This window comes from Undibacterium sp. TC4M20W (genome assembly GCF_049340245.1).
Classification (GTDB): domain Bacteria; phylum Pseudomonadota; class Gammaproteobacteria; order Burkholderiales; family Burkholderiaceae_D; genus Undibacterium.
Window position 1 is genome coordinate 148,828 of sequence record NZ_JBMPPI010000003.1, and the last position, 24,638, is coordinate 173,465.

At 49.3% G+C, this 24,638-nt stretch carries 25 protein-coding genes; 13 read left to right on the forward strand and 12 right to left on the reverse strand.

Annotated elements, in window-relative coordinates:
- Positions 1 to 57: 57 nt before the first annotated feature.
- A complete protein-coding gene (locus ACO0LL_RS05135) occupies positions 58 to 546 on the reverse strand; it encodes a DUF1579 domain-containing protein (protein WP_422949809.1) in 489 nt (162 codons plus the stop codon).
- A 100-nt stretch (positions 547 to 646) separates the two neighbouring features.
- On the opposite strand from ACO0LL_RS05135, the gene ACO0LL_RS05140 reads away from it, so the two are divergent.
- Positions 647 to 1,606 carry a helix-turn-helix transcriptional regulator gene (locus ACO0LL_RS05140; RefSeq protein ID WP_422949810.1) on the forward strand — a complete coding sequence of 320 codons (960 nt, stop codon included), beginning with the start codon at positions 647 to 649 and terminating at the stop codon, positions 1,604 to 1,606.
- A 165-nt stretch (positions 1,607 to 1,771) separates the two neighbouring features.
- Here the strand turns inward: ACO0LL_RS05140 and ACO0LL_RS05145 are convergent, their stop codons facing one another.
- On the reverse strand, positions 1,772 to 1,966 hold the full coding sequence (locus tag ACO0LL_RS05145) for a hypothetical protein (protein WP_422949811.1): 195 nt from the start codon (positions 1,964 to 1,966) through the stop codon (positions 1,772 to 1,774).
- 471 nt (positions 1,967 to 2,437) lie between these two features.
- Between ACO0LL_RS05145 and ACO0LL_RS05150 the strand changes: the two genes are divergently transcribed.
- From ACO0LL_RS05150 to hmpA, 3 genes are all read left to right on the forward strand, one after another.
- On the forward strand, positions 2,438 to 2,671 hold the full coding sequence (locus tag ACO0LL_RS05150) for a hypothetical protein (protein ID WP_422949812.1): 234 nt from the start codon (positions 2,438 to 2,440) through the stop codon (positions 2,669 to 2,671).
- A gap of 180 nt (positions 2,672 to 2,851) precedes the next feature.
- Positions 2,852 to 3,412, forward strand: coding sequence for an HNH endonuclease (locus ACO0LL_RS05155; RefSeq protein WP_422949813.1), 561 nt, complete (start codon positions 2,852 to 2,854; stop codon positions 3,410 to 3,412).
- 228 nt (positions 3,413 to 3,640) lie between these two features.
- Entirely contained in the window at positions 3,641 to 4,858 is a 1,218-nt protein-coding gene (hmpA, locus tag ACO0LL_RS05160; RefSeq protein WP_422949814.1) for an NO-inducible flavohemoprotein, read from the forward strand.
- 162 nt (positions 4,859 to 5,020) lie between these two features.
- Here hmpA and ACO0LL_RS05165 read toward each other — a convergent pair whose 3' ends face one another.
- Both ACO0LL_RS05165 and ACO0LL_RS05170 read right to left on the reverse strand, forming a co-directional pair.
- The gene (locus ACO0LL_RS05165; RefSeq protein WP_422949815.1) at positions 5,021 to 6,280 is read right to left on the reverse strand and encodes an acyl-CoA dehydrogenase family protein; all 1,260 of its coding nucleotides are present in this window, start codon (positions 6,278 to 6,280) and stop codon (positions 5,021 to 5,023) included.
- A gap of 69 nt (positions 6,281 to 6,349) precedes the next feature.
- Positions 6,350 to 7,417, reverse strand: coding sequence for a phosphotransferase family protein (locus ACO0LL_RS05170; protein ID WP_422949816.1), 1,068 nt, complete (start codon positions 7,415 to 7,417; stop codon positions 6,350 to 6,352).
- A gap of 406 nt (positions 7,418 to 7,823) precedes the next feature.
- On the opposite strand from ACO0LL_RS05170, the gene ACO0LL_RS05175 reads away from it, so the two are divergent.
- The gene (locus ACO0LL_RS05175) at positions 7,824 to 8,327 is read left to right on the forward strand and encodes a hypothetical protein (protein ID WP_422949817.1); all 504 of its coding nucleotides are present in this window, start codon (positions 7,824 to 7,826) and stop codon (positions 8,325 to 8,327) included.
- Between the two features lie 60 nt (positions 8,328 to 8,387).
- Here the strand turns inward: ACO0LL_RS05175 and serB are convergent, their stop codons facing one another.
- Both serB and mfd read right to left on the reverse strand, forming a co-directional pair.
- Positions 8,388 to 9,236 (reverse strand): phosphoserine phosphatase SerB, encoded by an 849-nt coding sequence (serB, locus tag ACO0LL_RS05180; RefSeq protein WP_422949818.1) that lies wholly within the window; start codon positions 9,234 to 9,236, stop codon positions 8,388 to 8,390.
- Positions 9,237 to 9,273: 37 nt separating this feature from the next.
- Positions 9,274 to 12,705: a transcription-repair coupling factor gene (gene mfd / locus ACO0LL_RS05185; RefSeq protein ID WP_422949819.1), complete on the reverse strand. Its 3,432-nt coding sequence runs from the start codon at positions 12,703 to 12,705 to the stop codon at positions 9,274 to 9,276.
- Positions 12,706 to 12,831: 126 nt separating this feature from the next.
- Here mfd and ispD point away from each other — a divergent pair, with 126 nt between their 5' ends.
- The 8 genes from ispD (at position 12,832) to ACO0LL_RS05225 (ending at position 18,299) form a co-directional block, all read left to right on the forward strand.
- The gene (ispD, locus tag ACO0LL_RS05190) at positions 12,832 to 13,560 is read left to right on the forward strand and encodes a 2-C-methyl-D-erythritol 4-phosphate cytidylyltransferase (protein ID WP_422949820.1); all 729 of its coding nucleotides are present in this window, start codon (positions 12,832 to 12,834) and stop codon (positions 13,558 to 13,560) included.
- A gap of 10 nt (positions 13,561 to 13,570) precedes the next feature.
- Positions 13,571 to 14,074 carry a 2-C-methyl-D-erythritol 2,4-cyclodiphosphate synthase gene (ispF, locus tag ACO0LL_RS05195; RefSeq protein WP_422949821.1) on the forward strand — a complete coding sequence of 168 codons (504 nt, stop codon included), beginning with the start codon at positions 13,571 to 13,573 and terminating at the stop codon, positions 14,072 to 14,074.
- Between the two features lie 67 nt (positions 14,075 to 14,141).
- Positions 14,142 to 14,414, forward strand: a complete 273-nt coding sequence (locus tag ACO0LL_RS05200) for a DUF4404 family protein (protein ID WP_110253575.1) — start codon at positions 14,142 to 14,144, stop codon at positions 14,412 to 14,414.
- Between the two features lie 309 nt (positions 14,415 to 14,723).
- Entirely contained in the window at positions 14,724 to 15,203 is a 480-nt protein-coding gene (locus tag ACO0LL_RS05205; protein WP_110253571.1) for an FKBP-type peptidyl-prolyl cis-trans isomerase, read from the forward strand.
- 128 nt (positions 15,204 to 15,331) lie between these two features.
- Entirely contained in the window at positions 15,332 to 15,610 is a 279-nt protein-coding gene (locus tag ACO0LL_RS05210) for a DnaJ domain-containing protein (RefSeq protein ID WP_422949822.1), read from the forward strand.
- The gene (locus ACO0LL_RS05215) at positions 15,607 to 16,209 is read left to right on the forward strand and encodes a hypothetical protein (RefSeq protein WP_422949823.1); all 603 of its coding nucleotides are present in this window, start codon (positions 15,607 to 15,609) and stop codon (positions 16,207 to 16,209) included. The genes ACO0LL_RS05210 and ACO0LL_RS05215 overlap by 4 nt, the downstream gene beginning before the upstream one ends.
- 9 nt (positions 16,210 to 16,218) lie before the next feature.
- Entirely contained in the window at positions 16,219 to 16,989 is a 771-nt protein-coding gene (locus ACO0LL_RS05220) for a hypothetical protein (RefSeq protein ID WP_422949824.1), read from the forward strand.
- Between the two features lie 86 nt (positions 16,990 to 17,075).
- Positions 17,076 to 18,299 carry a hypothetical protein gene (locus ACO0LL_RS05225; RefSeq protein WP_422949825.1) on the forward strand — a complete coding sequence of 408 codons (1,224 nt, stop codon included), beginning with the start codon at positions 17,076 to 17,078 and terminating at the stop codon, positions 18,297 to 18,299.
- A gap of 114 nt (positions 18,300 to 18,413) precedes the next feature.
- On the opposite strand, the gene ACO0LL_RS05230 is transcribed toward ACO0LL_RS05225, so the two are convergent.
- The 6 genes from ACO0LL_RS05230 to ACO0LL_RS05255 all read right to left on the reverse strand — a co-directional run bounded on the left by ACO0LL_RS05230 (position 18,414) and on the right by ACO0LL_RS05255 (position 24,621).
- Complete coding sequence (locus tag ACO0LL_RS05230) at positions 18,414 to 19,007, reverse strand: hypothetical protein (RefSeq protein WP_422949826.1); 594 nt, start codon at positions 19,005 to 19,007, stop codon at positions 18,414 to 18,416.
- Between the two features lie 24 nt (positions 19,008 to 19,031).
- Complete coding sequence (locus tag ACO0LL_RS05235) at positions 19,032 to 20,429, reverse strand: peptidylprolyl isomerase (RefSeq protein WP_422949827.1); 1,398 nt, start codon at positions 20,427 to 20,429, stop codon at positions 19,032 to 19,034.
- Positions 20,430 to 20,436: 7 nt separating this feature from the next.
- On the reverse strand, positions 20,437 to 21,459 hold the full coding sequence (locus tag ACO0LL_RS05240) for a phospholipase (protein WP_422949828.1): 1,023 nt from the start codon (positions 21,457 to 21,459) through the stop codon (positions 20,437 to 20,439).
- 516 nt (positions 21,460 to 21,975) lie between these two features.
- Positions 21,976 to 23,136: an iron-containing alcohol dehydrogenase gene (locus ACO0LL_RS05245; protein WP_422949829.1), complete on the reverse strand. Its 1,161-nt coding sequence runs from the start codon at positions 23,134 to 23,136 to the stop codon at positions 21,976 to 21,978.
- Positions 23,137 to 23,201: 65 nt separating this feature from the next.
- Positions 23,202 to 23,954 (reverse strand): SAM-dependent methyltransferase, encoded by a 753-nt coding sequence (locus ACO0LL_RS05250; protein ID WP_422949830.1) that lies wholly within the window; start codon positions 23,952 to 23,954, stop codon positions 23,202 to 23,204.
- A gap of 55 nt (positions 23,955 to 24,009) precedes the next feature.
- Entirely contained in the window at positions 24,010 to 24,621 is a 612-nt protein-coding gene (locus tag ACO0LL_RS05255; RefSeq protein ID WP_422949831.1) for a Maf-like protein, read from the reverse strand.
- Positions 24,622 to 24,638 lie beyond the last annotated feature (17 nt).

Sequence of the window (24,638 nt, forward strand, 5' to 3'; positions counted from 1 at the left end):
AGGCCCGTTAAATTTTGGTTACCAGCAGTACAGCGCACAGGCGACATGCTTGCGAAATTATTCTATTCTGTGAAAATCCATGACCCAATTGGTTTCCCAATGAGTACCACCATCCACTGAAAATGCCTGCTCCCAGCGAGGTTGATCGGGCGCTGGCACGCTCCATAAAAAGCGCACTCGTATTGCCTGGCCAGCAAAGATGTCATCTGCATAAAATTGTCCCTTGCCATTCTTAAAACGTCCTTGCATGGGCACGTCCAGTTGAGTCGGGTAACGGCCATCCAGCCACCAGATGGACCAGATGCCTTTTTCTACATCGAATGAACGTAAGGTCGCTGCACGGTATGCGCCACCTGGCATATCAAGCAAGTTGTCATCGACATTGCCAGCGCCGCCGAGAATTTTGCTGACGGTGGTATTGCCATCAAATTCCAGCCAGTCCTGGCAGTTAGCAAGCCGCTCTTTAAGGCGGCGATGTTTGACCTTCCAACTACCAATAAAAAAATCAAAATCGGCAACGCCTGTAGTATTTGTTGCGATATTCATGTTTTCCCCTCAGTTAAATATGCTCCGGTAGAAGCAATAAGCGAAAGAATAGAGACTATATAGGGCATAATTCATCCTATTAATTGCATAAACTTGGCATATGTCTCAAAGTTATCATCCGACCACCCGCGTCCTCGCACTGCTGGAACTCTTGCAAAATCAAGGGCAGATTAGTGGTGCCGACCTGGCGCAAAAACTCGACATTGACCGGCGCAGTCTGCGTCGTTATATCGTCACGCTGGAAGAAATGGGCATACCCATCATGACTGCGCGCGGTCGCCATGGCGGGTATTCCATCATGCCCGGTTTTAAATTGCCGCCCATGATGTTTAATGAAGAGGAGGGCTTTGCCATTTCCATTGCCCTGTCTGTTGCACGTCAAATGAAGCTGCTGGACGCTGCATCGTCCATAGAAAGCGCGCAAGCAAAATTACAAAGAATCCTGCCGGACAAGCTCAGACAAAGATTGAAGGCCGCAGATGCAGCGATAGAACTCAATCTTCAATCCGCGGCAATACCGGCAGATAAAGATATCTTGGCCATGCTAAGCCATGCCGTTGCGCACAAACAAGCGATGCACTTGCGATACCGCGGTGCGAATGATGTTGAAAGCGAAAGGGTGGTCGATGGCTATGGTCTGGCCTTCCACGCAGCATGCTGGTACTTCGTTGGCTTTTGCCATTTACGACGAGATATACGTAGTTTCAGGCTCGACAGGGTGATACATGCAGGTCTACAGGCCAGACATTTTGATGTTCCTGCCAATTTCAGTGTCATCACGTATCTGCGTAGCGCTGTGGCGGCTATTCCCCGCGCCTATAGTGTCGAAGTTTTGTTGAAAACGGATATGCAAAGGGCGCGCAGACATCTGTCTGACTCGATTGCTGTGTTGGAGCAAACTACGGAGGGAGTGCTGCTGTATAACCAGTCTGAAGATTTGACTTGGTTTGCAAGACAATTGGCCGCTTTGCCCTTTGATTTTGAAATTCGTAAGCCTGCGCAATTGCACACTGAGCTTAAAGATGTGGCAAACCGCTTATTACAGAATTGCCTGCCCTAATCTGAGATAAACGCCACAAAGCATATAATTTCTTCTTTAAATGAAGAAATTATTCTTTTAGGCTTGTGAATTAGAAAAAACTATGACAAGATGGCATGGTCAATAATGAGAAAGCCTAGCAATTAACAAGCATATGAATACGCAAAGCACTTATCAATCACTGATTCAGGCAAGTCCTGGCCTCGCGACGCGGGCAGGCAGGCTATTGGGCAAGTGGATGGGGATAAGCGAAGCTGAAGTTATTGCAGCAGGAACGATTTCTGCGGCGGCACTGGTGCCGGCATGCGACACGGCCACAGGCTTTGGCGGCCAGGATGGCGGCAGTGAGCTTGCATTCTGCAGGGCTATGATGATGGACATTCGGGGTGCAAACCCTTGAAATCAAGAAAGCAGATATGAATCTGCTACTTGATGAGAGCTGAAAAGCCCGGATGCCTTTAAAGCTCCGGGCTTTTTGCCTTTTTTGGTTTCTAAAATCCATGCTTTGACAGATGGCTTTTGGAAACCCAGTAGTAAAACCCGCCGTTTGGCGGTCGTGCCGGGAAACGCCGGATAACACGGGATTCTTTAACAATTCGGGAAGATGTATAGATAGCCCCTTCCGCTACATGTTTGTGCATGTGACGGGCAGGGGGCATGCTGTGAATATTGAATGATATTCGCAGCATGTTAAAAGTGACTTGAGATCAGGTCATTTTTAACATGCTGGCGCTTCATTTTGTGATGAGGCCTATACTTCCCACTACGGATAACACTGCAAAAAAGAAAATTCCTGTGGCGAGTTAAGGCATGTATTTTGTCATCCTATAAAAACAAGAAAAATAGAAAATTATGTTTATGATTTATTGGTCCATCCGTACTGATGGAAAAGAACAGGCCTGTTCGAAAGAGTTTGCCAATGATTGCATGGCTGATGCCTTGCGATTCACTGAGTCTTTGCGCGCAGAGCAGCGTCATGGCGCAGCGATTCGCCATATCACTATGTCGTGTGAAAATCCTGATTTAGTTGGTCATGCTGGTGTCGCTGATGCTGGGCCAGAATATTCCTGGAAAAAACGTCGTTAAATCCAGTGAAACGCAGTGAAATGCCGATTCGGCTGAAATTTGATCATCATGCCTTACAGCATCAGCAAATCGTGGCTACAATGAAAGAACAAGTCGTCGTGATTGCGATGGCATGTGCAGCGAGCACCTATCAATCCGTCTTCCCAAATTGGAAAAACATCCCATACAAACAGGTGATGTATGCAACAAATATTGGTTTTGGATATAGCAGGGGTACCGTATGACTGGATAAGTCAGAACGACGCTGCGACTCAGTACGCCGCAAAAAAAGTGGCATGGGATATAGGTGATCGGGTCATCATGCTGCGTGGTGGCTACAACAAGGATGGTGAACAATCAAAAATCTTCATCAAGCCTATTATTTCTATACGTAATAGTGAACGCATGTCCAGGAACAGCCGTCATCAGATTCCCTTGGGCGACGGTAACCGCCTGCTATATGCGCGTGACAGGCACATCTGTGCTTATTGTGGCGAGACTTTTCCTTACCAGGAATTATCACGCGACCACATTCTGCCAACTTCTCGCGGTGGAAAAGATGCATGGGAAAATTGCGTAACTGCTTGCAAGGAATGCAATCACGCCAAAGGTAACAAGTTTGTGCATGACTTCAAACCTTTGATTTATGTGCCGTATGCACCTTGCCGTTTCGAGCATTTCATCCTTAGCGGCAGGAATGTGATTGCTGATCAACTGGAGTATCTTTCAGCGAAATTACCCAGACACAGTCGTCTGCTGTAGCGCGTGGGGCATGAATCCTTGCTGCATGTAAGTGGATTCATGCCTTTTTAAATTCAGGATTTTATTCAAGCAGCACAATTGTCAGTGCAATTTATAACATGCATTTACAATGCATGTTATATGGGGTATGATGGCTCCACATTAACTTTGAATTTCACCGATTGTTTAAAGTCTTTCATTTTCATTTGGCTTTAAACATGCATTTAAAATACATTTATATAATTGGATATGTTAAACATTAATACAAGAAATCTAGTAAAAGCCACGGTACCGGTATTGAAAGAACATGGTGTCGCCTTGACCCGCCATTTTTATGCGCGCATGTTTTTACATAACCCGGAATTGAAACCTGTCTTTAATCAGGGTAATCAGCAATCTGGCAGCCAGCAACAAGCTTTGGCAATGGCTGTATTGGCGTATGCCGAACACATTGATGACCCTTCGGTCCTGATGCCGGTTTTGACCCTGGTAGCGAACAAGCACGTCAGCGTTGGTATCAGGGCAGAGCATTATCCTGTCGTTGGCATGCATCTATTGGCATCGATCAAAGAGGTATTGGGAGACGCTGCCAGCGATGAGTTATTGGCAGCCTGGGCTGCAGCCTATGGGCAACTGGCAGATATATTGATTGCACAAGAGAGCGCCATTTATGCAAAAGCGGCAATGACCTCCGGAGGGTGGACAGGATGGCGCGGCTTCATCGTCAGCAAAAAAGTAGTGGAAAGTGAAGAAATAACGTCCTTCTATTTGCAACCTGCCGATGGTGGATCGGTGCCTGATTACAAGCCAGGTCAGTACATCTCTGTCAAAGTATTTGTGCCTGAATTGGGTATGATGCAACCACGTCAGTACAGCCTTTCATGTGCGCCTGGTCAAGCCTATTTGCGTATATCCGTCAAACGTGAGGCTGCAATGGCGACCAAACCAGCTGGCCTGGTTTCCAATGTATTGCACAGGGACTGTCATGAAGGAGCATTAATTGATGTGGCACCACCTATGGGGGATTATGTCTTGCATGAGGACAGGGATACACCCGTGGTTCTGATCAGTGCGGGTGTAGGTGTAACTCCCAAACTTGCCATGCTGGAGCATTTGCTCAAACAAAACACCAGACGCAAAATACGTTTCGTGCATGCTTGCAGGCATGGTGGAGTGCATGCATTCAAACAACAAGTTCGCGAATTGAGCGAGCAATACGGACAGATCAAATCATTGACGTATTACGAGGTGCCTCGCGCAGAAGATCTGCAGTCCATAGATTATGATCAGCAAGGGCGACTGGATCTGCAGACTGTGGCGAGTGATTTTATTTTACCTGAAGCCGATTATTACATCTGTGGACCGCGTCCGTTCATGCAGGCGCAAATCGCCAGTTTGCAGAGCCTTGGCATCACATCTGCACGTATTCATAAAGAGGCTTTTGGGAGTGGCGGATTCGCACATTGATGAGCCACCGCAATGTCAGGCTTTGTGTAATTTGAAACCTATGCTATTGCCTTGCTGTAGCTCTGTATTAATGTGATTTTTCAGGTCAAATAAAATCAGGTGAGGGTACAGTGCGCAACTCATGTTGCCAACGAATTGCGCACTGATTCAATCTGAGTTTATTCAGGAACGGGTAATTGGCAAACCCAGATCTTCAGTCAGGCTGATATGTTTGGCCAACTCTAGTTTGGCGATCGCATTTCTATGCACTTCATCCGGGCCATCTGCCAGACGTAAAGTGCGGTTGCCAGCCCATTGTGCCGCCAGCGGGAAATCGCCAGAAACACCACCAGCACCATGGGCCTGTATCGCCCAGTCCAGCACTTGCTGGGTGACGTTCGGTGCCAGAACCTTGATCATGGCGATCTCTGCCTGCGCATGTTTGTTGCCGACGGTATCCATCATATAAGCTGCCTTCAGGGTTAACAGACGTGCCGTATCAATTTGTATGCGCGACTCTGCAATGCGCTCACGCCAGATGCTTTGTTCAGAAATCTTCTTGCCAAAGGCAGTGCGGTTGTTCAGGCGCTTGCACATCAATTCCAGTGCGCGTTCTGCCACACCGATGGCGCGCATGCAGTGATGGATACGGCCAGGGCCAAGACGACCTTGGGCAATTTCAAAACCACGGCCTTCACCTAAAAGAATATTCGATGCAGGCACACGCACGTTTTCAAACAGGATTTCGCAATGACCATGTGGTGCATCGTCGTAACCAAACACGGGAAGAGGGCGTACTACCGTAATGCCCGGGGTTTTGGCATCCACCAGTATCATCGATTGTTGTGAGTGACGGGCAGCGTTGAAATCAGTCTTTCCCATCAATATATAAACCGCACAACGTGGGTCACCTGCGCCAGATATCCACCATTTGTGGCCATTGATGACATAGTCGTCGCCATCGCGGTCAATACGGGTTTCTATGTTGGTGGCATCTGATGAGGCAACCCCAGGCTCTGTCATTGCAAAGGCAGAGCGGATTTCGCCACGCAACAGCGGCTCCAGCCACTGTTTTTTGTGTTCTTCGCTGCCATAGCGTTCTATGGTTTCCATATTGCCGGTGTCAGGGGCCGAGCAGTTGAATACTTCTGGTGCCCAGCTTACACGGCCCATGATTTCGCACAGTGGCGCGTAATCCAGATTCGACAAGCCTTCTGGCGCGCGTACCGATTTTGGCAGGAATAAATTCCACAAGCCTTGCGCACGCGCTTTCGGCTTTAAGTCTTCAATGATCTGGGTGGCGATCCAGCGATTGCCTTTTTCCAGGCCATTGCGGTCAATTTCTTCTTTATAAGCTTTTTCATTAGGATAAATATGCTCATCCATGAAACGCAAGAGCCGGCCTTGCAAGTCTTTACAGCGATCTGAGTATTCGAATTCCATGTTGTCTCCAATGATATTGTCGTTTTGCGCTGCTTTGGAACTGAGAGAATGTGCTGTCTGAATAAATGATTACTTTTTAGCGTAGCTCCAGCCCAGTTCAGCCATGGGGCGTGCCGCTTCGCCAGATTTTTTGGCCTGGGCGCTGGACGCTGTGCCATCAACATAACGTTTCATGATGCCTTGCAAAATCCCCGCCATGCGGAACAGGTTATAGGCCAGATAAAAATTGAAATCTTCCTGGCGTATGGTTTTACCAGTGCGCTCGCAATATTTGGCAATGTATTCCTGCTCATTGGGGATACCCAATGCCTTGTGATCAAGACCGGCGATGCCACGGAACTGGCCGGGGGTTACATGCCAGCTCATGCAGTGGTAAGAGAAGTCAGCCAGAGGGTGGCCGAGAGTAGACAGTTCCCAATCCAGTATCGCCATGATGCGTGGCTCAGTTGGATGAAACATCATATTATCCAGACGGTAATCGCCATGTACGATACTCGTGTCGTCACCAGGTGGGATATTGTGCGGCAACCATTCAATAAGATTGTCCATAGCTTCGATTTTTTCAGTCTCGGAAGCACGATATTGTTTGGTCCAGCGATCTATCTGGCGGGCAAAATAATTGCCTGGCTTGCCGTAGTCGGCCAGACCAATAGCGGCATAGTCGATGGTATGCAATTGCGCGATGACGCGATTCATTTCGTCGTAGATTTCACCACGTTGAACTGGCGTCATACCTGGCAGGGATTGATCCCACAGCACGCGGCCATCGACAAATTCCATGATGTAGAAGGCGCGGCCCATAACATCCTCATCCGCACACAAGGCATATTGGCGCGCTGCCGGGAAGCCTGCCTTGTTCAAGGCATTCATGACTTTGAATTCACGTTCTATGGCATGGGCAGAAGGCAGCAGTTTTGCGACTGGGCCGGGTTTGGCGCGCATGACATAACGCTGATCACCCGCACTGAGTTTGAAAGTAGGGTTGGACTGCCCACCCTTGAATTGCTCCACGACCAGCTTGTCTGCCAGCGCAGCGTCGAAACCTTCCACATGCTGACGCATATAGTCTGCCAGTGCCGCCATATCAAATTTTTGACGCTCAGCTACCGGCATGGTGCCCATGAATTCTTCAAACATCGGTGTCTCCCAATTGTTTCAGTTTTTGTATGATCTTACTCCTGGCACAGGTGGATGTGCTGGATGAGCTGAAACTATTCTAACTCAAATAATAGAACGTTCGTACTATTTATTGTGTGCTTATGACATTTGCTCATTTTTTGAACGACTGCATTGTTGAAAGTTAGCGAGGTGCCCAGTTGAACGTAGAGAGCTGGCCATGCGCGCACTGTTCCTTTGAGCCTCACACCTTACTCTGAAGTGCTGCCTTCCACTTCAATTACTACAATCTATTATTTATCGGGGCGTGTTTTTGACGATACGCTCTGTATAAGGAAACGCGACTTTTTAGTAGCTTGTTGCTGTGCCTGGTTCAATGCCGCAGACTTGTATTTCCTCTATAACTTTGCCATACAAGGAAATATACATGCTCAAACATATCCTCGTCAGCCTCGCCATCTTGTTGTTCACTTCTATGCCAGCGGCCGCAGCGCCTGGCTATGTGATTATTGATGCCAGAAAACCTAATGTGACAGTGTATACCTCAATACCCAAGTCCTTGTCTGAAGCTGAGCTCGATAAGGTTAGGGCTGCAGTGAGCCCGCAAGCTGGAGTCAGCATGGAAGCATGGGATACCTTCAAAAACAATTTGAATTTATATGTAGAAGCCAGGATACAGAAGAACGACTATCCCGAGCTGCGTACCAAAGAAGGATTGATGGCCTTTCTTGAAAAGTATGAAGGCATGCCCTTAGGTTTGGCATGGAACGGTGGTATCGCTTTTACCTATAACGACTACGTGTATACGCAAAAAACTTACCAGACCTATTTGGAAAAGCCGGATTCAGCGACGAGAATAAGCGACAGGAAACGTGACCCCGTGCATCCGGCTAATCACTTTGGGCCGCTGTTGTCGAATCTGTTCGATTAGACCAGTGGCTGACGCCCATTGTAACTAGTGGCAGATTAAGCATTGAACCAAACCATATATTCAAAGCAGATTTAACACCCCATCCAGCCCGACAAAATTCAGGGCCACATCTGCCTGTGCACGCACCACAGGTTTGGCCCTGAATGCGACTGACAGGCCAGAGATTTTCATCATCTTCAAGTCATTTGCGCCGTCGCCCATGACGATGGCCTGGCTGGTGGGAATACCCATCTCGGCACATACGCGTTCCACGGTTCTCTGCTTTTCATCAGCATCGACAATGGTGCCTATGACTTTGCCAGTCAATTTGCCGTCCTGAATTTCAAGCACATTGGAGTGGGTGTAGTCCAGATTCAGGCGTGACTTCATGCGGTCGGTGAAGAAAGTAAAGCCGCCGGACACCAGCAAAGTCTTGAGACCGGCTCGCTGTATGGACTTCAACATCTGGTCCGCACCCAGGGACAATTGTAGGCGTTCGTCATAGACGCGTTGCAAGGCGCTGGCGTCAAGTCCTTTGAGCAGGGCGACGCGACGGATCAGGCTTTCCTGGAATTCCAGCTCGCCGCGCATGGCGGCCTCGGTGATTTCTGCTACTTGCGGTTTCAAGCCCTGCATGTCAGCGATTTCATCGATGCACTCTATGCTGATCAAGGTTGAATCCATGTCCATGGCGACCAGCTTGAAATCTGCCATGGCAAGTTGCTGGTCCAGATCCGTGATATCCAGTTGGGCAGCGAAGCAGTTTTCGCGTATTGCGCTTAAGGTCTGTTCATCATATTCTGCATCATCAAGGCGCACTGCCTGGGCATTCAATTGCACCAGTTTTGCCTTGGTCTGGCCTGCGATATTCTGAATGAGTGCAGTGTTATTGCTGAGTGTGTTGTTCACGCCTTGTATGGTCAAATGCATGGTGATCTCTTTTTATTTGCTTATTTTATTTAATTAATTAATGCAACGCCTTGATGGTAGCCTTGATCTGGGCTACGCGGCTGGCCAGATCCGGCATGGCGGCAGTGATACGCAACTTGTCCTGACCATTGAGCTTGATGTTTTTGTTTTTTTGCACCAGTTCTATGATGCGCATGCCATCTATCGGCGGCTTGGGTTCAAACTGCAGGGTCGCGGCTTCGCTATGCGCATCAATCTTGATGATGCCGAGTGGCTTGGCTGCAACGCGCAGTCTATGTGTTTCCAGCAGTGACTTAACGGGTTCTGGCAATTTGCCAAAGCGGTCTATCATTTCTTCCTGCATATCATCAATGCCATTGGCGCTGCTGCAATTGGCCAGGCGCTTGTAGATGGACAGTCGTTCATGTACGTCACCACAGAATTCATTCGGCAGCAGGGCAGGGATATGCAGGTTGATTTCTGTCGTCGTCGACAGCGGCGCGGCCAGATCGGGTTCCTTGCCGTTCTTCAGCGAGCGCACTGCTTCACTGAGCATGTCGGAATACATCTGGAAACCTATTTCATGCATTTCACCAGACTGGTTATCACCCAACACTTCACCTGCGCCACGTATCTCAAGATCATGCATGGCCAGGTAAAAGCCGCTACCCAGTTCTTCCATCTGCTGGATAGCTTCCAGGCGACGATTCGCCTGTTTGGTCAAGCTTTGTACATCATGCACCAGCAAATAGGCATAGGCTTGATGGTGGGAACGACCTACGCGGCCACGCAACTGATGCAACTGCGCCAGGCCAAATTTGTCCGCCCTGTGCATGATGATGGTATTGGCAGTGGGTACGTCGATACCGGTTTCAATAATCGTCGTACACAGCAAAATATTATGCCGCTGAGCCACAAAGTCACGCATGACTTTTTCCAGGTCACGCTCATGCATCTGACCATGTGCCACGACTACGCGTGCCTCTGGCAGCAGGGCTTCCAGCATGGCCTTGCGGTTTTCTATGGTCTCGACTTCATTGTGCAGGAAATAAACTTGGCCGCCACGCTTCAGTTCACGCAAACAGGCTTCGCGGATGACGGAATCATCTTCGCCGCGTACAAATGTCTTGATTGCCAAACGTTTTTGCGGGGCTGTCGCGATGACAGAAAAGTCGCGCAAGCCCTCCAGCGCCATACCCAGGGTGCGTGGTATCGGTGTTGCGGTCAGCGTCAGCACATCAACTTCTGCACGCAAGGCCTTCAAGGCTTCTTTTTGGCGTACACCAAAGCGGTGTTCTTCATCAATAATCACCAGGCCAAGGCGCGAGAATTTGACGTCGCCAGACAGTAATTTATGCGTGCCAATGACGATGTCAACAGTGCCGTCGCCCATTCCCTTCATGGCGATGCTGATTTCCTTGCCAGAGCGGAAGCGCGATAATTCAGCAATTTTCACCGGCCAGGCGGCAAAGCGGTCAGCAAAAGTCTGGGCATGTTGTTCGGCCAGCAGGGTGGTAGGCGCCAGGATGGCGACTTGCTTGCCACCCATGACGGCTACAAAGGCGGCACGCAATGCCACTTCTGTCTTGCCAAAGCCCACGTCCCCGCAAATCAGCCTGTCCATAGGCTTGCCCGAGGTCATGTCGCCAATCACGGCGGTGATGGCGGCTGCCTGGTCCGGCGTTTCATCAAAGCCAAAGCTGTCGGCAAAGGCTTCGTAGTCACGCGCAGAATATTCAAAGGCATGACCCTGGCGTGCTGCACGACGGGCATACAGGTTCAGCAGTTCGGCGGCAGTATCGCGAATTTGCTGAGCCGCTTTTTTCTTTGCTTTTTCCCACTGACCAGAACCCAGGCTGTGCAAGGGCGCGTCATCTGGCGAAGCGCCGGAGTAACGTGAAATGACATGTAATTGCGATACCGGTACATACAGCTTGGTATCTTTAGCGTATTCCAGATGCAGGAATTCAGTTTCACCTTCGCCCAGATCCATGCTGATCAGGCCCATGTAACGGCCTATACCATGGTTGCTATGAACGACGGGATCGCCAATTTTAAGTTCTGACAGATCGCGCACCATGTGCTCAACCTGAGTAACTGCTTCCTGCTTTTTACGGCCTATGCGTTTGCCACTGCCGGCATACAGCTCGGCTTCGGTAATAAAAGCCAGACCATCTGCCAGCACAAAGCCAGCGTGCAGGGGCGCAACTCCTAGCATGAGCTTGGCATCTGCCGTGGCAAAGTCGGTATAGCCTTCGCACAGGCTCAGCCGGATATCGTATTCAGTGAAATACTGCTGCAGGGTTTCGCGCCGGCCCAGAGTCTCGGCGCAGATCATTACGCGTTTATCTGTTTGCAGCAGGAAGGAGCGCAAGTTCGTCAGCGGATCATCAGCGCGGCGATTGACGGCGATATCTGGTAAAAAGCTGGACACTTCTGAAGCAGCAGCGGCTTTATCTGTGGCCGCGATAGTCCAGCGTGCCAGCGGTTTCATCGCAGCAAAGAAGTCTTCATCGCGTAAAAATACAGTTTCTGGTGCCAGTACCGGACGTTCGCGGTCAGACTTTAAAAACTGGTAGCGTGAGCGGGTATCGTTCCAGAAACGTCTGATGGCATCGTCGATATCGCCGACCAAGGCAAAATGCGGCGCTTCCGGCAGGTAATCAAATAAGGTGGCGGTTTGCTCAAAGAACAGCGGCAGGTAATATTCTATGCCGGCTGAGGGTATGCCATTGCCTATATCCTTGTAGATGCTGGAACGTGAAGGATCACCTTCAAAAGTTTCGCGCCAGCGGCTGCGAAAGGCAGCGCGCGCAGGTTCATCCATGGGAAATTCGCGCCCAGGCAGCAAGCGTACTTCCGGCACAGGGTAGAGCGAGCGCTGGGTGTCAGCATCAAAAGTGCGTATGGTTTCTATGGTGTCGCCAAACAGATCCAGACGGTAAGGCAGGGCTGAACCCATGGGAAACAGGTCGATCAGGCCACCGCGCACAGAATATTCACCCGGCGACATGACCTGGTTGACATGGCTGTAACCCGCCAGTGTCAGCTGGGTTTTTAGCTTCGCCTCATCAAGACGGTCACCTTTTTTGAAAAAGAAGGTGTAGGCTGCCAGGAAAAAGGGCGGTGCCATGCGCAACAAGGCGGTAGTAGCCGGTGCCAGCAAGACATCGCAATTGCCATTCTGGATTTCATGCAGGCTGGCCAGGCGTTCAGATACCAGGTCCTGATGCGGTGAAAAGGCATCGTAAGGCAGGGTTTCCCAGTCTGGCAGCAAATGGCAGCGCAATTCTGCATTAAACCAGGGGATTTCATCCAGCAGGCGCTGGGCATCTCCCGGGTTGGCGACAAAAATGGTCAGCATGCGCTTGTCAGCCTTGAGCGCCGTCGCTGCTTGCGCCAAGGCATAAGCATCGGAAGAACCATGCAAATTGGGGAGTGCCAGTTTATGGCCGGGTTTTGCTAAGGATTTGCTGAAATCAAATGACATTGCGGCTATACATGTGGAATGCCGTAAAAGCTGCTTACGGAACAAGATACGCGGTTAAAATGAGCGCCTAATTATAAACGAAGGGGCTCTTTCTTATCGGGGCAGCTTCAAGAGCTTGTGACATTCATGGAAAAACAATTGCAAGAACATCATTCTGAAGCTGAAAAGGTGACAAATACGCCTCGCTATGTTGCGCTGATTCCTGCTGCGGGCGTGGGTTCGCGTATGGGTGCAACCACACCTAAGCAATATATGTGCATAGGTAGTAAATCAGTTTTGCAACACACTGTCGATGCATTTCTTGGTTTTTCTAAAATACAGCATACCTATGTTGTCGTTAGTCTGGATGATGCTTATGTCGATGAATATCTGGCAAAAGCAGAAAACCTGAGCGTCTTGCGCTGTGGTGGTGCCAGTCGCCGTGATACGGTCAGAAATGGCTTGAGCGAGCTAGCCAATACTTTGGACAATCAGGACTGGGTACTTGTACACGATGCTGCCAGGCCAGGTTTGACATCTGGCTTGCTGCAACATTTGATTGATAGTGTTGCGGACGATACAGTCGGCGGATTGCTTGCCTTGCCTGTGGTTGACACGGTCAAGCGAGTAGAAAACGGCAAAGTACAAACCATATCCCGTGATGGCTTGTGGCTGGCACAAACCCCACAAATGTTCCGTTATCAGCTATTGTGCGACGCTCTGGATGCGGCAGATCAGGTTACTGATGAAGCCAGTGCTATTGAAGCTGCTGGCCATGCCCCCATACTGGTTGAAGGACATGTGCGCAATATGAAACTGACTTTGCCCGGCGATATGGCATTAATCGCCCAGTATTTGAATAGCTCGCAAGAATAAAGGAAGTTTGATGCAAAATAAGATGTTACCGCTCAGAATAGGTCAGGGTTATGACTGTCATGCATTGGTACCTGGTCGTAAATTGATTATTGGTGGGGTGACTGTTCCGCACACCACAGGCTTGCTTGGGCATTCAGATGCAGATGTGTTATTGCATGCGATTACCGATGCGCTGTTTGGTTCAGTCGCCCTGGGTGATATAGGCAAGCATTTCCCGGATACCGACACCCGCTTTGCCGGTGCTGATTCGCGTGTTTTACTGCGTGAGGCTGTCAAACGTATTCATGCTGCGGGTTATGAGGTGGGTAATTTGGATGCCACCATCATTGCCCAGGCACCGAAGATGGCACCGCATATTGCAGGCATGGCGGCAAATATTGCAGAAGATATGCAGGTCGATATCAATCAGGTCAATATCAAGGCAAAAACCAATGAACGTCTTGGTTATCTGGGTAGGGAAGAGGGTATAGCTGCCGAAGCCGTGGTACTGGTTTTTCCGCGAGTCAGCAACTAAACTCCAAGTAAGCTGCAAAAAGCTAAGCTGCAACGAAGTTAAGAATGTTCCATCAAGGAGATACGATATGAAACAAGAACAATTGAAACATCTGCTGGGCCTGTTGCATCAAGAACTGGCAAGCACTGAAGCGGTTGATGATGAATTGAAGTCCTTGCTGGAGAAATTGAATGAGGATATTCAACATGTCCTGGCAAACACACAAAATCATGATGACCCCGTATTCGCGGCTTTGAGTGAGCGTTCGCAGGCTCTGTCAGCGAAATTTGCTGCACAGCACCCCAAGCTGGAACCGGCCTTACGTGAACTGGGCACCATGCTTGAAAAAATTGGTGTTTGAGAGGCATTCATCAACCCAGCATCACTTTTAAAACCGCCGCTGGCGGTTTTTTATTGCCCGATGGAAAATAAGATTGCGTTATAGCCAAGCTAAGCCCTCAGTAAAGGTCGAAGAAAAAATATCTCGAACTGGAGAGACAGAATAACAAAGATAGCAAACGCCAAAAATAGAGGACAGCTCTGCTACAATACGCGGTTAGCCTATTGAAATGGGTGCTTGTAGGCTATATATGGCTAGGTATCTGAGCCTTTCATGGGTTTCTCATTTCAATCTTGTCGCAGTAATGCGCAATTACTCTATTTATTTGTCATGCAAATCACACAAAATACCGCTGTCACTTTGAATTACACCATGTTCAGTGCTGAGGGCGAGGTCATAGACCAGAATCAGCAGCCCATCGTTTATTTGCATGGTGGATATGATAATATTTTGCCAGCAGTGGAAGCCGCGCTGGATGGTAAAGCCGTAGGTGACAAAGTCTCTGTGACTTTGGCACCAGAAGAAGGTTTTGGCGAATTTGATCCGGAATTCGTGCGCGAAGAAGATATCAGCGCTTTCCCTCCTGATATCGAAGTTGGCATGATGTTTGAGACACGCGAGCCAGAAACTGGCGAAACCATGCAATTCCGCGTTACTGCTATCGATGCAGGCGTGGTCACTGTCGATGGTAACCATCCCCTGGCTGGCATGACCATACGTTTCGATGCAGAAGTGCTGGAAGTTCGTGAAGCCACTGATGAAGAAGTTGTGCACGGTCACGTACATGGCGAACACGGTCATCATCATTAATATGTATGCACAGGAATAGCTGAATTCTGCTTGTTCCTGCATAGGGGAATCCATTTACATGGTTCCCCTTGTTCTTCGCTGCTGATCTGCAGTGTCAATTCAAGTCCAAGTGCAAGCCAAGGGTGTGTATGAAAGACTATTATTTTATTCTCGGTATTGCCACCAATGCGAGTCTGACAGACGTCAAGAAGGCGTTTCGTCAAAAGGCTGCAGAGTTTCATCCAGACAGAAATGATTCTGAACTGGCGCCGGAAAAATTCCATGCGGTCAAAGAAGCTTACGATATTTTGTCGGATGAGGCAGCACGTACTGCCTATGATGAAAATCGCAGGCGCAATTTGCTGGATTCTCCTATCGAGACAGCGACCGAAATCTGGAAAAATTATTTATCAGGAGTATTGCAGTGAAATTGTCACGTTTTTTTGAAGATATTATCCCGCTCTATAAGGCTGAATTGGAAGATTTGAAATCCGATTCCGAGGGCAAAAACGTGCTCAAGGCCAGATTGCGTGAAAAGGCTGAACAACTACCCATGTTGCTGCCCATGATGGCCAGTAATCCTGAAATGTTGGCAGTGGCTTTTCATCAGGGTTTCATCTTCATGAATCCATTAACAATGGAATCATTGATTACCAAAGAAGCAGGCAAATTCCCTTCCTGGAAAACTTTGTCAGCAGCAGTCAAGCTTGAACCTTGGGCTGAACCACTGAGCCGTATTGTTCTGAAAGACCCTGACGGCGAAGCTTTTATGGTGACGGCGGCAGCGCTTGAATATCTGAATCGCAGCAATACCACACGCAAGGCTGGTGCCAGCGATGCGGCAGGTGCTGACGAGGATGAAGATAAAGAAGCCAATGAGGAAAATGAAGAGCTGAAAGAACATGGCGACCTTGATGGCCAGTATGGCAGGCATGGTCGCGATGACGGTGATGATGGTGATGATTATGATCTGGGCGAAGCCGGTGCAGACTGGTTGGCTGAGCAAGGTTTTGACCGCAAAGAATAAGGAGTACAGATGAATTATCCTGCATTAATCGAAGCCCAAAGCCTGGTCAAGGCGGGTGATATCGCCGGTGCTGAACATGCGCTGGCTAATCTGGCCGAAACCGAAGGCGACAAAGCACTGGTAGCCGCCCTGGATGAATTCCCCGCAAAGGATTTGCTGGCGATTATCCGCGAATACGATGCATCCAAAGAGTCTTTGGTGAATCTGCTGGTCACCCCTGAGCAATTTGCCCAGGCCGTGGTGCTGGAACGCCGCTATGGCGACCAGACCCACGAGCAATTGCGTGGCATGGTCAATTCCGTTATTTTCCGTGAAGGTGCTGACCCGGCAGAATTTTTGTATGAAATCGCAGAAGTGGAGGGTGGCTATGACGCCCTTGTCGATTACCTGCTCGACAGGGCGCAAATGGTAGAGCATTTTTACCGCTACGCGACTTTCGACTTGTATGAATACGGTGACGACAACAAAACCCAGGCACGTGATGATGATTTGTTGAACCTGACACGTGACACCGAGAGCCTGGCGTCGCCTTTGGATATGGCCAATCTGGAAGATCATGACTGGATGCAGGTGACATACGTCCTGCGCTATGAATTGCCAGAAATTTTCCGCGAAGTGTTGATGAAATTGCGCGCACGTTACAAGGCTTATCAAGCTAGCCTGGCGCAAGATGAGTTGCTGGAAGGTGGCGAGGGCGCTGCTGAAGAAGAGCAGGAGGAACGTCCTAAAAACAATGATGATGGCGACGACAAGGATGATGACGAAGAGTCAGCCTTGTAATTGTTGATGTTATTTTGATGTACGTGGCAGGCAGAAGTTTTTCTGCCTGCTTTTCATTTCCATAGCCTGCTTCTATTCTGGTATTTATGCCTGAAAATACTTTTGAAATTGCCCTGCTTGATAATCGCCCTTACTTTGAAACGGCGCTGCGTTATGGCGTGCAAAAGGCAATTATCTCCACCACCAAAATTGCTGCGATTGAGGCAGAAGCCCCAAAAGGCATGGTGCAGATAGCGGATGCTTTTGGCAGTAAATACCTGCGCCCTGAAATTGAAGCGGCACGCAAGCGTATCGTCAACCTGGCTAGTTTGTATCTGATTGAGACCACCAAGGGTGACCTGGAACTGGCTGCCAAATTGATACGAGACAATACCTTTTTGACTTTGTCGCGCGGCGGATCAGGTTTGCTGAAAGCCTTGTTCGCCATGCCGGAATATGCTTTGCTGGGTCATGAAGCCAAGGGCAAGGTAGAAGATTTTCTGGAAGCCTGGTCACTCAAGGAAAAGCCGATTGAATATAGGAATACGCTTGAACACCGTCAAATGAATGCGTTGGAAATCGAAGCTGGCTACTGGTTTGGTGAAGAACTGGGCTTGTCTGCCAGTTACCTCAAAGAAGAAGATGTCGAGGCTGTCTCCGTAGTCCGCACCGCTTTGTTGTTGCAAATGTTTGGCAAGCCTGAGGCGACACTGCAAAACCAGGTGGAGTTCGCCAGCCTCATCGACGCTATCCGTGCATATACTGCAGCGAAGTTGAAGAAGGCTTTATCCGTAATAGATCTGGCTGATATACCAGAGAAATTTCATGCCATCGTTGAGCGCGTACTGGGTGAGATCAAATCCCATGATCTGCCGCGCCTGCAGGATAAATCGGCATCTCTTGATAAGCTGGTGTATGAACTCAAGGATCGTTATTATTTGCGTGATCATGAAGTCGAAGACACTTCTGAATACGATGCCCTGGTGTCCAAGGAATGGACGAAATTAACCAAGGGTAAAACCGACATCGATTCCTTGCTGACTTTGTTTGTCTGCATTGTCGGCGGCATTACACCTAAAACCACCTTGCCAGAGAAAACAGCAAAAAGCCTGGTGAAAAAATTTCGTGATGAGGGATTTACTCCAGAACTGGCAACAGACTGGATTAAAACAGCAGCACCTCACGAAAAGCAGGAAGGCTTGCTGGAAGACTGGAATAATTTCGTCGAAGAAGCCGGTAATTATTTAATGGATGACTGGGATACCAATTACACCGGGGCCATGCGTTTCCTGGATGCGAATTGTCATATTCAAAAAACAGTCAAGAAATAAATCCCGACGCCGGATTGATTTCTTGCTGCAATTTAATCCGGCATGCTTCTGTGGCATTCGAGCACGACAAGACACCGTGTCAGGTCAATATCTTTCGATTTGAATTTAAATTTTTCATTTCTGCCCCGCCCTGCCAGTTGCAATATTTTGCAGCTCCGGGTGCTCGGCAAGCATTTGACCTTGCATGGCAGTGATGCGGCGTAGTTTTTCTTCGCCCTTGGCAATTTCTGCTGCCGGAATGCCCATATCTCGTGCCCGGACTATCGCTTCACGCAGGCGTGGTATTTCTTCATCCGCGGCTTTCACATAGGCAGCATACAGACGGCTATTTTGCCTGGTTTCATATTGCTGGTAAGCCTTGGCATCAGCAAGTTCGGCTGCCGTAGGTGTTTCCTGTATCGGTTCATCATGCTGAATGGGTGGCGTGCGCGGATCACCATCGCGGGTGGTTACCAGGCTCTGGGCCGCAGAAAGCTCTGGCCCGGTAGGCAGTAGTGGAACAAATTTTCTCTCCTCTACCGATTCAGGAAATGGTGGCGGCCAGGAAGATGTCCTCATCTGCTCAGGTTTGCCAGTTGCATTGGCGCTGGATGTAGAAACTGTTTCTGGATGGCTGGCTTGACTATCTTCAGCTTGTGGCCAAAGTTGCCAGATCATCAGTGTTGCAGCTGCAAGTATGGTCATTGCAATGAGTATGCCTTTGTTCATAAATACATTGCCTCACAATTTCAATTAATTTGTCAGTACGGTTTTGTTAACGTCAATTCTTGCGTTTTTACGTAATTGCGTTTGCAGAACAGATAGCTGACGGATCGCTTTTTCCTGCGCTAGTGCCCGGCTGGCTTGATAACGTACTTCTTCTGAGGCTGGGTCCTGGTAGCCGTCATTGCGTTGTTCCACCAGCACGATTTCCCAATGGGCTTTCTCATCAGGTGCAACGGCGGCGCGAATGGGGGCGGACACTTTGCCGGGCTCCTGCATGTAAGCCAGTTGCTCCAGCCAGGATAATTGTCCGTTATGAACAATCATGCCCATGTCGCCGCCTTGCCTTGCATCTGCCGCAGTGGAATATCGCTGTGCCAGACTGGCAAAATTGCTGCCCTGGCGCGCCAGTTCGGCAACCTGCCTTGCCTGTGCTTCATTGTCGAGGCGGATGTGGCGCGATCTGACGGAAACAATGCGTTTAAATTCTTCCTTATGACTGCGGAAATAAGCTGACACTTCTTTTGGTTTTACCTCAGCAGCGAGCTGGTTTAAAAGCCGGCTTTCTGAATCGGTATCAGCGCCTATGCCATGCAGACTCTTGATGGCTCTGACCGAATTTTGCTCCGCAACTGCCTGCCGTAAATCTCTGAGTGCCGCTTCGCCAAAACGCAGGCGTGCCCAGTCAAGCACATACAGGTTGGCCAGATAAAGTTGGGCTTGCTGACGTATGAAGTCACGGTTGCGGTTAAAAAATTCTACTCGCCCTTGCACATTCTGGCGGCGGAACACATCATAAAGGCTGATGGTGGTGGTGGCGGCCGCAAAGTTGCAGCGCAGGACGGTCACTTGTGCGGCGGCAGCCTGTTGGGCTGTGCCCAGGGTGTAATCGAGTATCACTCTGTTCCTGGCGCCGAAAACACTGTTCAGTTCATCTTCCCCCAGCTTGCCCTGTTCCTGTATCAGTGCATCCAGCTTGCCGCCCGGAAGCTTGCTTATCGAAGCTTCCAGATCCTTGCGATAAACGGTGCGCAAATAACCGCTTAATTGATTATCCAGCACCACATCAGGTTCAAAGGCTACCCGGCGGGACGCTTGCAGTTCTTCATCAGTAAACTGGCTACGCGTTTTGTCAGTGAGCAGACGATTATTGATGATGCTGTCAAGGATGTCAGTGCTTCTGGTTTTGGGTTTCTCCAATTGCGCCATCTGGGTAAGCACATCCAGTGTCAGTCTGTAAACCGGCGCACCATTGAGATGTGCGGCCAGCTCGGGCTGCAGTGCTATTTGATTCTGTTTCGTCGCTGGGGCAATCGCTGGGGCAATATCCACCGCCACGGCGGCGGCAGACATTGTCAGATACAGAACAGACAGGCAACAGCCTGTGATGCGTATACTCCATTGCAGGCTATGACCTGGTCTGTACATGGTAACCTCAGCTATTGAGACGGTTGGCAGCGCGGTTCAATACATGAACCATCATGGCAATGGCGTGCGGCACTACCAGGCGACCAACGCGGACGCGGTCATTCTGGTCGGTGGAGGACAGTACGATGCCACCGTTTTGGTAAGAATATGTGCCACCTTGTGTCAGCAACTGGCGTATGTCAGTCGCATTCGCAGCCAAAGGAGTGAAGTCGGCCATCGCTGCAGCAACCAAAGCTGGGTCATTCAGTTGTTGGCTATCGTAATAGCTGCCGACCCATTGTTCCCAGCCTGAATGATTGCGGGCTGATGTAGTCCAGGTGTGATGAGGCTGCAACAAGTCGGTGGAATGCATGACAAACCCCAGGCTTTGCAGGCTGGGGCTGCTCAGAAACTGCTGGAACCAGTATTGCGCCAGGTTGTCTATGGGCTGGAATGGGATTTTTTCAAAGTCAGCATACTGACTGGGTGTGGAGTAGCCGCCCAGACGGTAATGCGCCTCGGTGACGCCGTAAGTGTTGTACTTGCTATTGTCGCCAAACCAGCCCTTCATACCGCCAGGACCGTCATCAAGATAATCGCCGACCAGCCAGGATGCTGCCAGATTATCTACATCACCAGCGACAGTGAGTTTGGCATAGTTATAGCCGCCAAATGGATTGCCATGCACATCAGGGCCAGCAGTATGGTTTTGGAAATGCCAGTAAGAAGTATATTTGACGATACTTTGTGCTGCGCCCCAGATAGGTGCCAACTGGCAATCGCCGGTCACTGCACCGCAAATATAAGTATCAGCAAAATCATCAACATCATAGGCACCCTGGCCCATGGCCGTGGCGAACTGATCCACGGTAATACCTGCCCGAGCCAAGCCACTTGCCAGTGCTTTGTAATTGGTTTTGTCGGGGTTGTTTTTCATGAAGTTGACGGCATCAATAGCGATACGGCGATGGGTCTCTTGCAGGAAAGCATGTGCAGGGGTAAAACAACAGAGTAAGGCGGTGACAGCAGCCAGTTTAAAAACGGATTTCATGGAACGTCCTTCAGGTTTGATTTGTGAAAAGGAGCGAAACTCAGACCGCTGAAATGATTGCCGTGACAAACTCCCGCCCTCTACAGAGCGAAACCGGAAGCAGCCGCTGGCATGTGCAGATATTGGAAATTAAATAATTTCAGCGAATTGGCTTTTTAACATGGACGAAAACGGCGGCATTACTGTTTTTTCTAGAAGTTGACCTCTAGTTTTCCGTAATCAATATGTCATTTTTTGTGCGTAGATATAAGAAAAAGTAATCTTTTTTGATTGCTGTGATGCAAACTTCGGGATGCGCACAATGGTGAGGAATCTCAGGCAGGATATGAGTTTGAGGCTGACTTGTTAATGCATTGCGGTGCAGCAGATATTCCTTGAGGAATAATATCGGGAGGAGGGGCTGGCGGTGAAAATTTCAAAAATCACAGGGGGTGATGTTGTTAAAACGTAACGGTAGTATTTGCCGGGATTTGCCATCCTTTCGTTTCAAAAGATGGCAAATCCCAGGTATGCACGTTACAGACTTAATTCCAGTACCTGACGGCTGACATCCAGCGTCACATCACGTTTCTCACCCAGGCTGACCATGCGATGGGTTTCCAGTGCTGACAGGATAGGTGCAATATCGTCGCTGCCGAGTTGATAATCACTGAGACGGGTTTTGACACCCATTTGCTCAAAATAATCCTGCATGCGGCTGATGGCAGTTTCTATACGGCTGTCTTCATCCCCATCGTGCAAGCCCCAGACTCGCTCTGCAAATTGCAGCAACTTTGCCCGTTTGCCTTCTTTGCGTACGCGCAGCATGCTAGGCAGGACGATGGCCAGGGTTTGGGCGTGGTCAATGTTATGCAAGGCGGTCAGTTCATGACCTATCATATGCGTGGCCCAGTCTTGCGGCACGCCGGTAGAGATCAGGCCATTCAGAGCCATGGTGGCACACCACATCAGGTTGGCGCGCACGTCATAATCTTCAGGGTTGGCCAGGGCTTTCGGGCCTTCTTCTATCAAAGTCAGCAACAAGCCTTCAGCAAACCTGTCTTGCACTGGTGAATTCACTGGGTAGGTCAGGTATTGTTCCATGATGTGGACAAAAGCATCAACTGCGCCATTGCCTATCTGGCGTACTGGCAGGGTGAAAGTCTTGGCGGGGTCAAGTACCGAGAATTGCGGGAAGCAATGACGGCTGGAGAAAGCCATTTTTGCCTTGATGGATTTGCGGGTAACAACACCGCCATTATTCATTTCAGAGCCAGTTGCTGGCAAAGTCAGTACGCTGCCAAATGGCATGGCCTTGGTCACATTGCTGCCACGTTTTTCCATGATGACCCAGGGATCATCGCCTTCAAACAAGGCTGCAGCGGCGATGAATTTGGTACCATCGATAACAGAGCCACCACCAACTGCAAGCAAAAAATCTATCTTGTTTTGCTTGATGAGTTCAACAGCCTTCATCAGGGTTTCATAGCTGGGATTGGGTTCTATGCCAGTAAATTCCGTCACCTGGCGTGTGCCAAGTGCAGCGATGACTTCATCATAGACGCCATTTTGTTTGATGCTGCCACCGCCATACAGCATCAACACATGAGCTTCAGCCGGGATGGCTTTATTCAGGTCGGCTATGCGTCCTTTGCCAAACAGGATTTGTGTGGGGTTATAAAAATCAAAATTCAGCATGTGCATTCCTCCAGAAAAAAGACATCTTAGCGCAAATAGAAAAAATCGACCGGTCGTGCACTTTTTTAATTGCTCAAGAATAAGAAAACTGTCGGTTTTTTATGAAAATCAGGGCCTTGTTGCTTGTTTAAACTGCTTTTCCACTCAGCCGCAGTTTTTGTTTGCAGTGACTCTGTATCGAGGCTCAAATCTGTTGCGACGCATATCAGGGTGCCTGGATTGCAGTGATTACTCAGTGCTTCCAGCATGGCTGCATTGCGGTAAGGAGTTTCTATGAGTAGCTGTGTCTGTTTCTCTTTTTTTGATCTCTCTTCGAGTTCTTTAATGCGCTTTGCACGCAGCGCAGCATCTGTCGGCAAATAGCCATAAAAGGCAAAACTCTGGCCGTTCAGTCCACTGCCCATCAAGGCCAGCAATAGCGAGGAGGGGCCAACCAGTGGGCGCACCTTAATATTACGCTGATGAGCGAGCCTGACCAGGTTAGCACCAGGGTCAGCAACGGCGGGCACACCAGCCTCAGATATCAAACCCACATCATGACCTTGCAATAGTGGTTGCAGCAAGCCTTCCAGTGCTTGCGCAGGCGTGTTGATATTCAATTCGCTGATCTGGATTTCCTGCATGGCTTTTTGCAGAGGGTGTGCCTGTGACAGGTATTTCAGATAAGCGCGCGTGGTTTTGGCATTTTCAGCGACAAAATGACTGAGTTCGGCCGTCATTTTTTGTACGGTGTCAGGGATGATGCTGGCAAGTAAATTAACTTGCTGATCTTCGTTCAGACCAAGGGTATTGGGGATTAAATAAAGCGTGCCTGTCATAGGTTTTAATTTTTTATTTTATGAAATGGATGAAGTTATCAATGATGTGATCAATTCAAAGATTGAAGAAGCTCAGGCCAGTATTGCGCAACATGCTGGTCAGGGCAATCAGCGGCAGGCCAGTCAGCGCTGTCGGATCATTACTGTTGATGCCTTCTATGATGGCGATACCCAGGCCTTCATTTTTGGCGCTGCCTGCACAATCATAAGGTTGTTCTATGCGCAAATAGGCATCCAGTTCTGCATCGCTTAAGTCCCTGAACCTGACCATCGTGCACACGTCCTGAATTTGCAGAGGGGAGGGGGCGCTTTGACGATTGTCTAGTACGCACAGAGCTGTATGGAATACCACTTCACGTCCGCGCATGAGCTGCAATTGCTTTAGCGCCGCTTCATGATTGCCTGGCTTGCCAATTTGCAGGCCGTCCAGCGTAGCGACCTGGTCTGATCCTATGATAATGGCTTCCGGCTGATTTTTTGCTATTGCCTCAGCCTTTTGTTGCGCGAGGCGCAGGGCGGTTTGATCGGGGCTTTCTCCCGGACCTGGGCTTTCATCAAGTTCAGGTGCTATACTTTCGAAATTGAATTGCAGTCTTGTTAGCAATTCACGGCGGTAAACGGAGCTTGATGCCAGTATCAACCTGCTTTGCTGCTTATTTATTTGCATTGTGAAAACATTTTCCA

What these genes read in the sequence shown, in the direction of transcription:
- ACO0LL_RS05175 (WP_422949817.1), top strand. Translation starts at nt 7,824, where the DNA reads ATGCTCAAACATATCCTCGTCAGCCTCGCCATCTTGTTGTTCACTTCT.
- ACO0LL_RS05210 (WP_422949822.1), top strand. Translation starts at nt 15,332, where the DNA reads ATGAAAGACTATTATTTTATTCTCGGTATTGCCACCAATGCGAGTCTG.
- hmpA (WP_422949814.1), top strand. Translation starts at nt 3,641, where the DNA reads ATGTTAAACATTAATACAAGAAATCTAGTAAAAGCCACGGTACCGGTA.
- ispD (WP_422949820.1), top strand. Translation starts at nt 12,832, where the DNA reads ATGGAAAAACAATTGCAAGAACATCATTCTGAAGCTGAAAAGGTGACA.
- ACO0LL_RS05205 (WP_110253571.1), top strand. Translation starts at nt 14,724, where the DNA reads ATGCAAATCACACAAAATACCGCTGTCACTTTGAATTACACCATGTTC.
- ACO0LL_RS05220 (WP_422949824.1), top strand. Translation starts at nt 16,219, where the DNA reads ATGAATTATCCTGCATTAATCGAAGCCCAAAGCCTGGTCAAGGCGGGT.
- ACO0LL_RS05240 (WP_422949828.1), bottom strand. Translation starts at nt 21,459, where the DNA reads ATGAAATCCGTTTTTAAACTGGCTGCTGTCACCGCCTTACTCTGTTGT.
- ACO0LL_RS05145 (WP_422949811.1), bottom strand. Translation starts at nt 1,966, where the DNA reads ATGTCCATCATCATAGCCCTGCAGAATGCAAGCTCACTGCCGCCATCC.
- ACO0LL_RS05250 (WP_422949830.1), bottom strand. Translation starts at nt 23,954, where the DNA reads ATGACAGGCACGCTTTATTTAATCCCCAATACCCTTGGTCTGAACGAA.
- ACO0LL_RS05140 (WP_422949810.1), top strand. Translation starts at nt 647, where the DNA reads ATGTCTCAAAGTTATCATCCGACCACCCGCGTCCTCGCACTGCTGGAA.
- ACO0LL_RS05150 (WP_422949812.1), top strand. Translation starts at nt 2,438, where the DNA reads ATGTTTATGATTTATTGGTCCATCCGTACTGATGGAAAAGAACAGGCC.
- ACO0LL_RS05225 (WP_422949825.1), top strand. Translation starts at nt 17,076, where the DNA reads ATGCCTGAAAATACTTTTGAAATTGCCCTGCTTGATAATCGCCCTTAC.
- ACO0LL_RS05200 (WP_110253575.1), top strand. Translation starts at nt 14,142, where the DNA reads ATGAAACAAGAACAATTGAAACATCTGCTGGGCCTGTTGCATCAAGAA.
- ACO0LL_RS05245 (WP_422949829.1), bottom strand. Translation starts at nt 23,136, where the DNA reads ATGCTGAATTTTGATTTTTATAACCCCACACAAATCCTGTTTGGCAAA.
- ACO0LL_RS05230 (WP_422949826.1), bottom strand. Translation starts at nt 19,007, where the DNA reads ATGAACAAAGGCATACTCATTGCAATGACCATACTTGCAGCTGCAACA.
- ACO0LL_RS05155 (WP_422949813.1), top strand. Translation starts at nt 2,852, where the DNA reads ATGCAACAAATATTGGTTTTGGATATAGCAGGGGTACCGTATGACTGG.
- mfd (WP_422949819.1), bottom strand. Translation starts at nt 12,705, where the DNA reads ATGTCATTTGATTTCAGCAAATCCTTAGCAAAACCCGGCCATAAACTG.
- ACO0LL_RS05235 (WP_422949827.1), bottom strand. Translation starts at nt 20,429, where the DNA reads ATGTACAGACCAGGTCATAGCCTGCAATGGAGTATACGCATCACAGGC.
- ispF (WP_422949821.1), top strand. Translation starts at nt 13,571, where the DNA reads ATGCAAAATAAGATGTTACCGCTCAGAATAGGTCAGGGTTATGACTGT.
- ACO0LL_RS05170 (WP_422949816.1), bottom strand. Translation starts at nt 7,417, where the DNA reads ATGTTTGAAGAATTCATGGGCACCATGCCGGTAGCTGAGCGTCAAAAA.
- ACO0LL_RS05135 (WP_422949809.1), bottom strand. Translation starts at nt 546, where the DNA reads ATGAATATCGCAACAAATACTACAGGCGTTGCCGATTTTGATTTTTTT.
- ACO0LL_RS05165 (WP_422949815.1), bottom strand. Translation starts at nt 6,280, where the DNA reads ATGGAATTCGAATACTCAGATCGCTGTAAAGACTTGCAAGGCCGGCTC.
- ACO0LL_RS05255 (WP_422949831.1), bottom strand. Translation starts at nt 24,621, where the DNA reads ATGCAAATAAATAAGCAGCAAAGCAGGTTGATACTGGCATCAAGCTCC.
- serB (WP_422949818.1), bottom strand. Translation starts at nt 9,236, where the DNA reads ATGCATTTGACCATACAAGGCGTGAACAACACACTCAGCAATAACACT.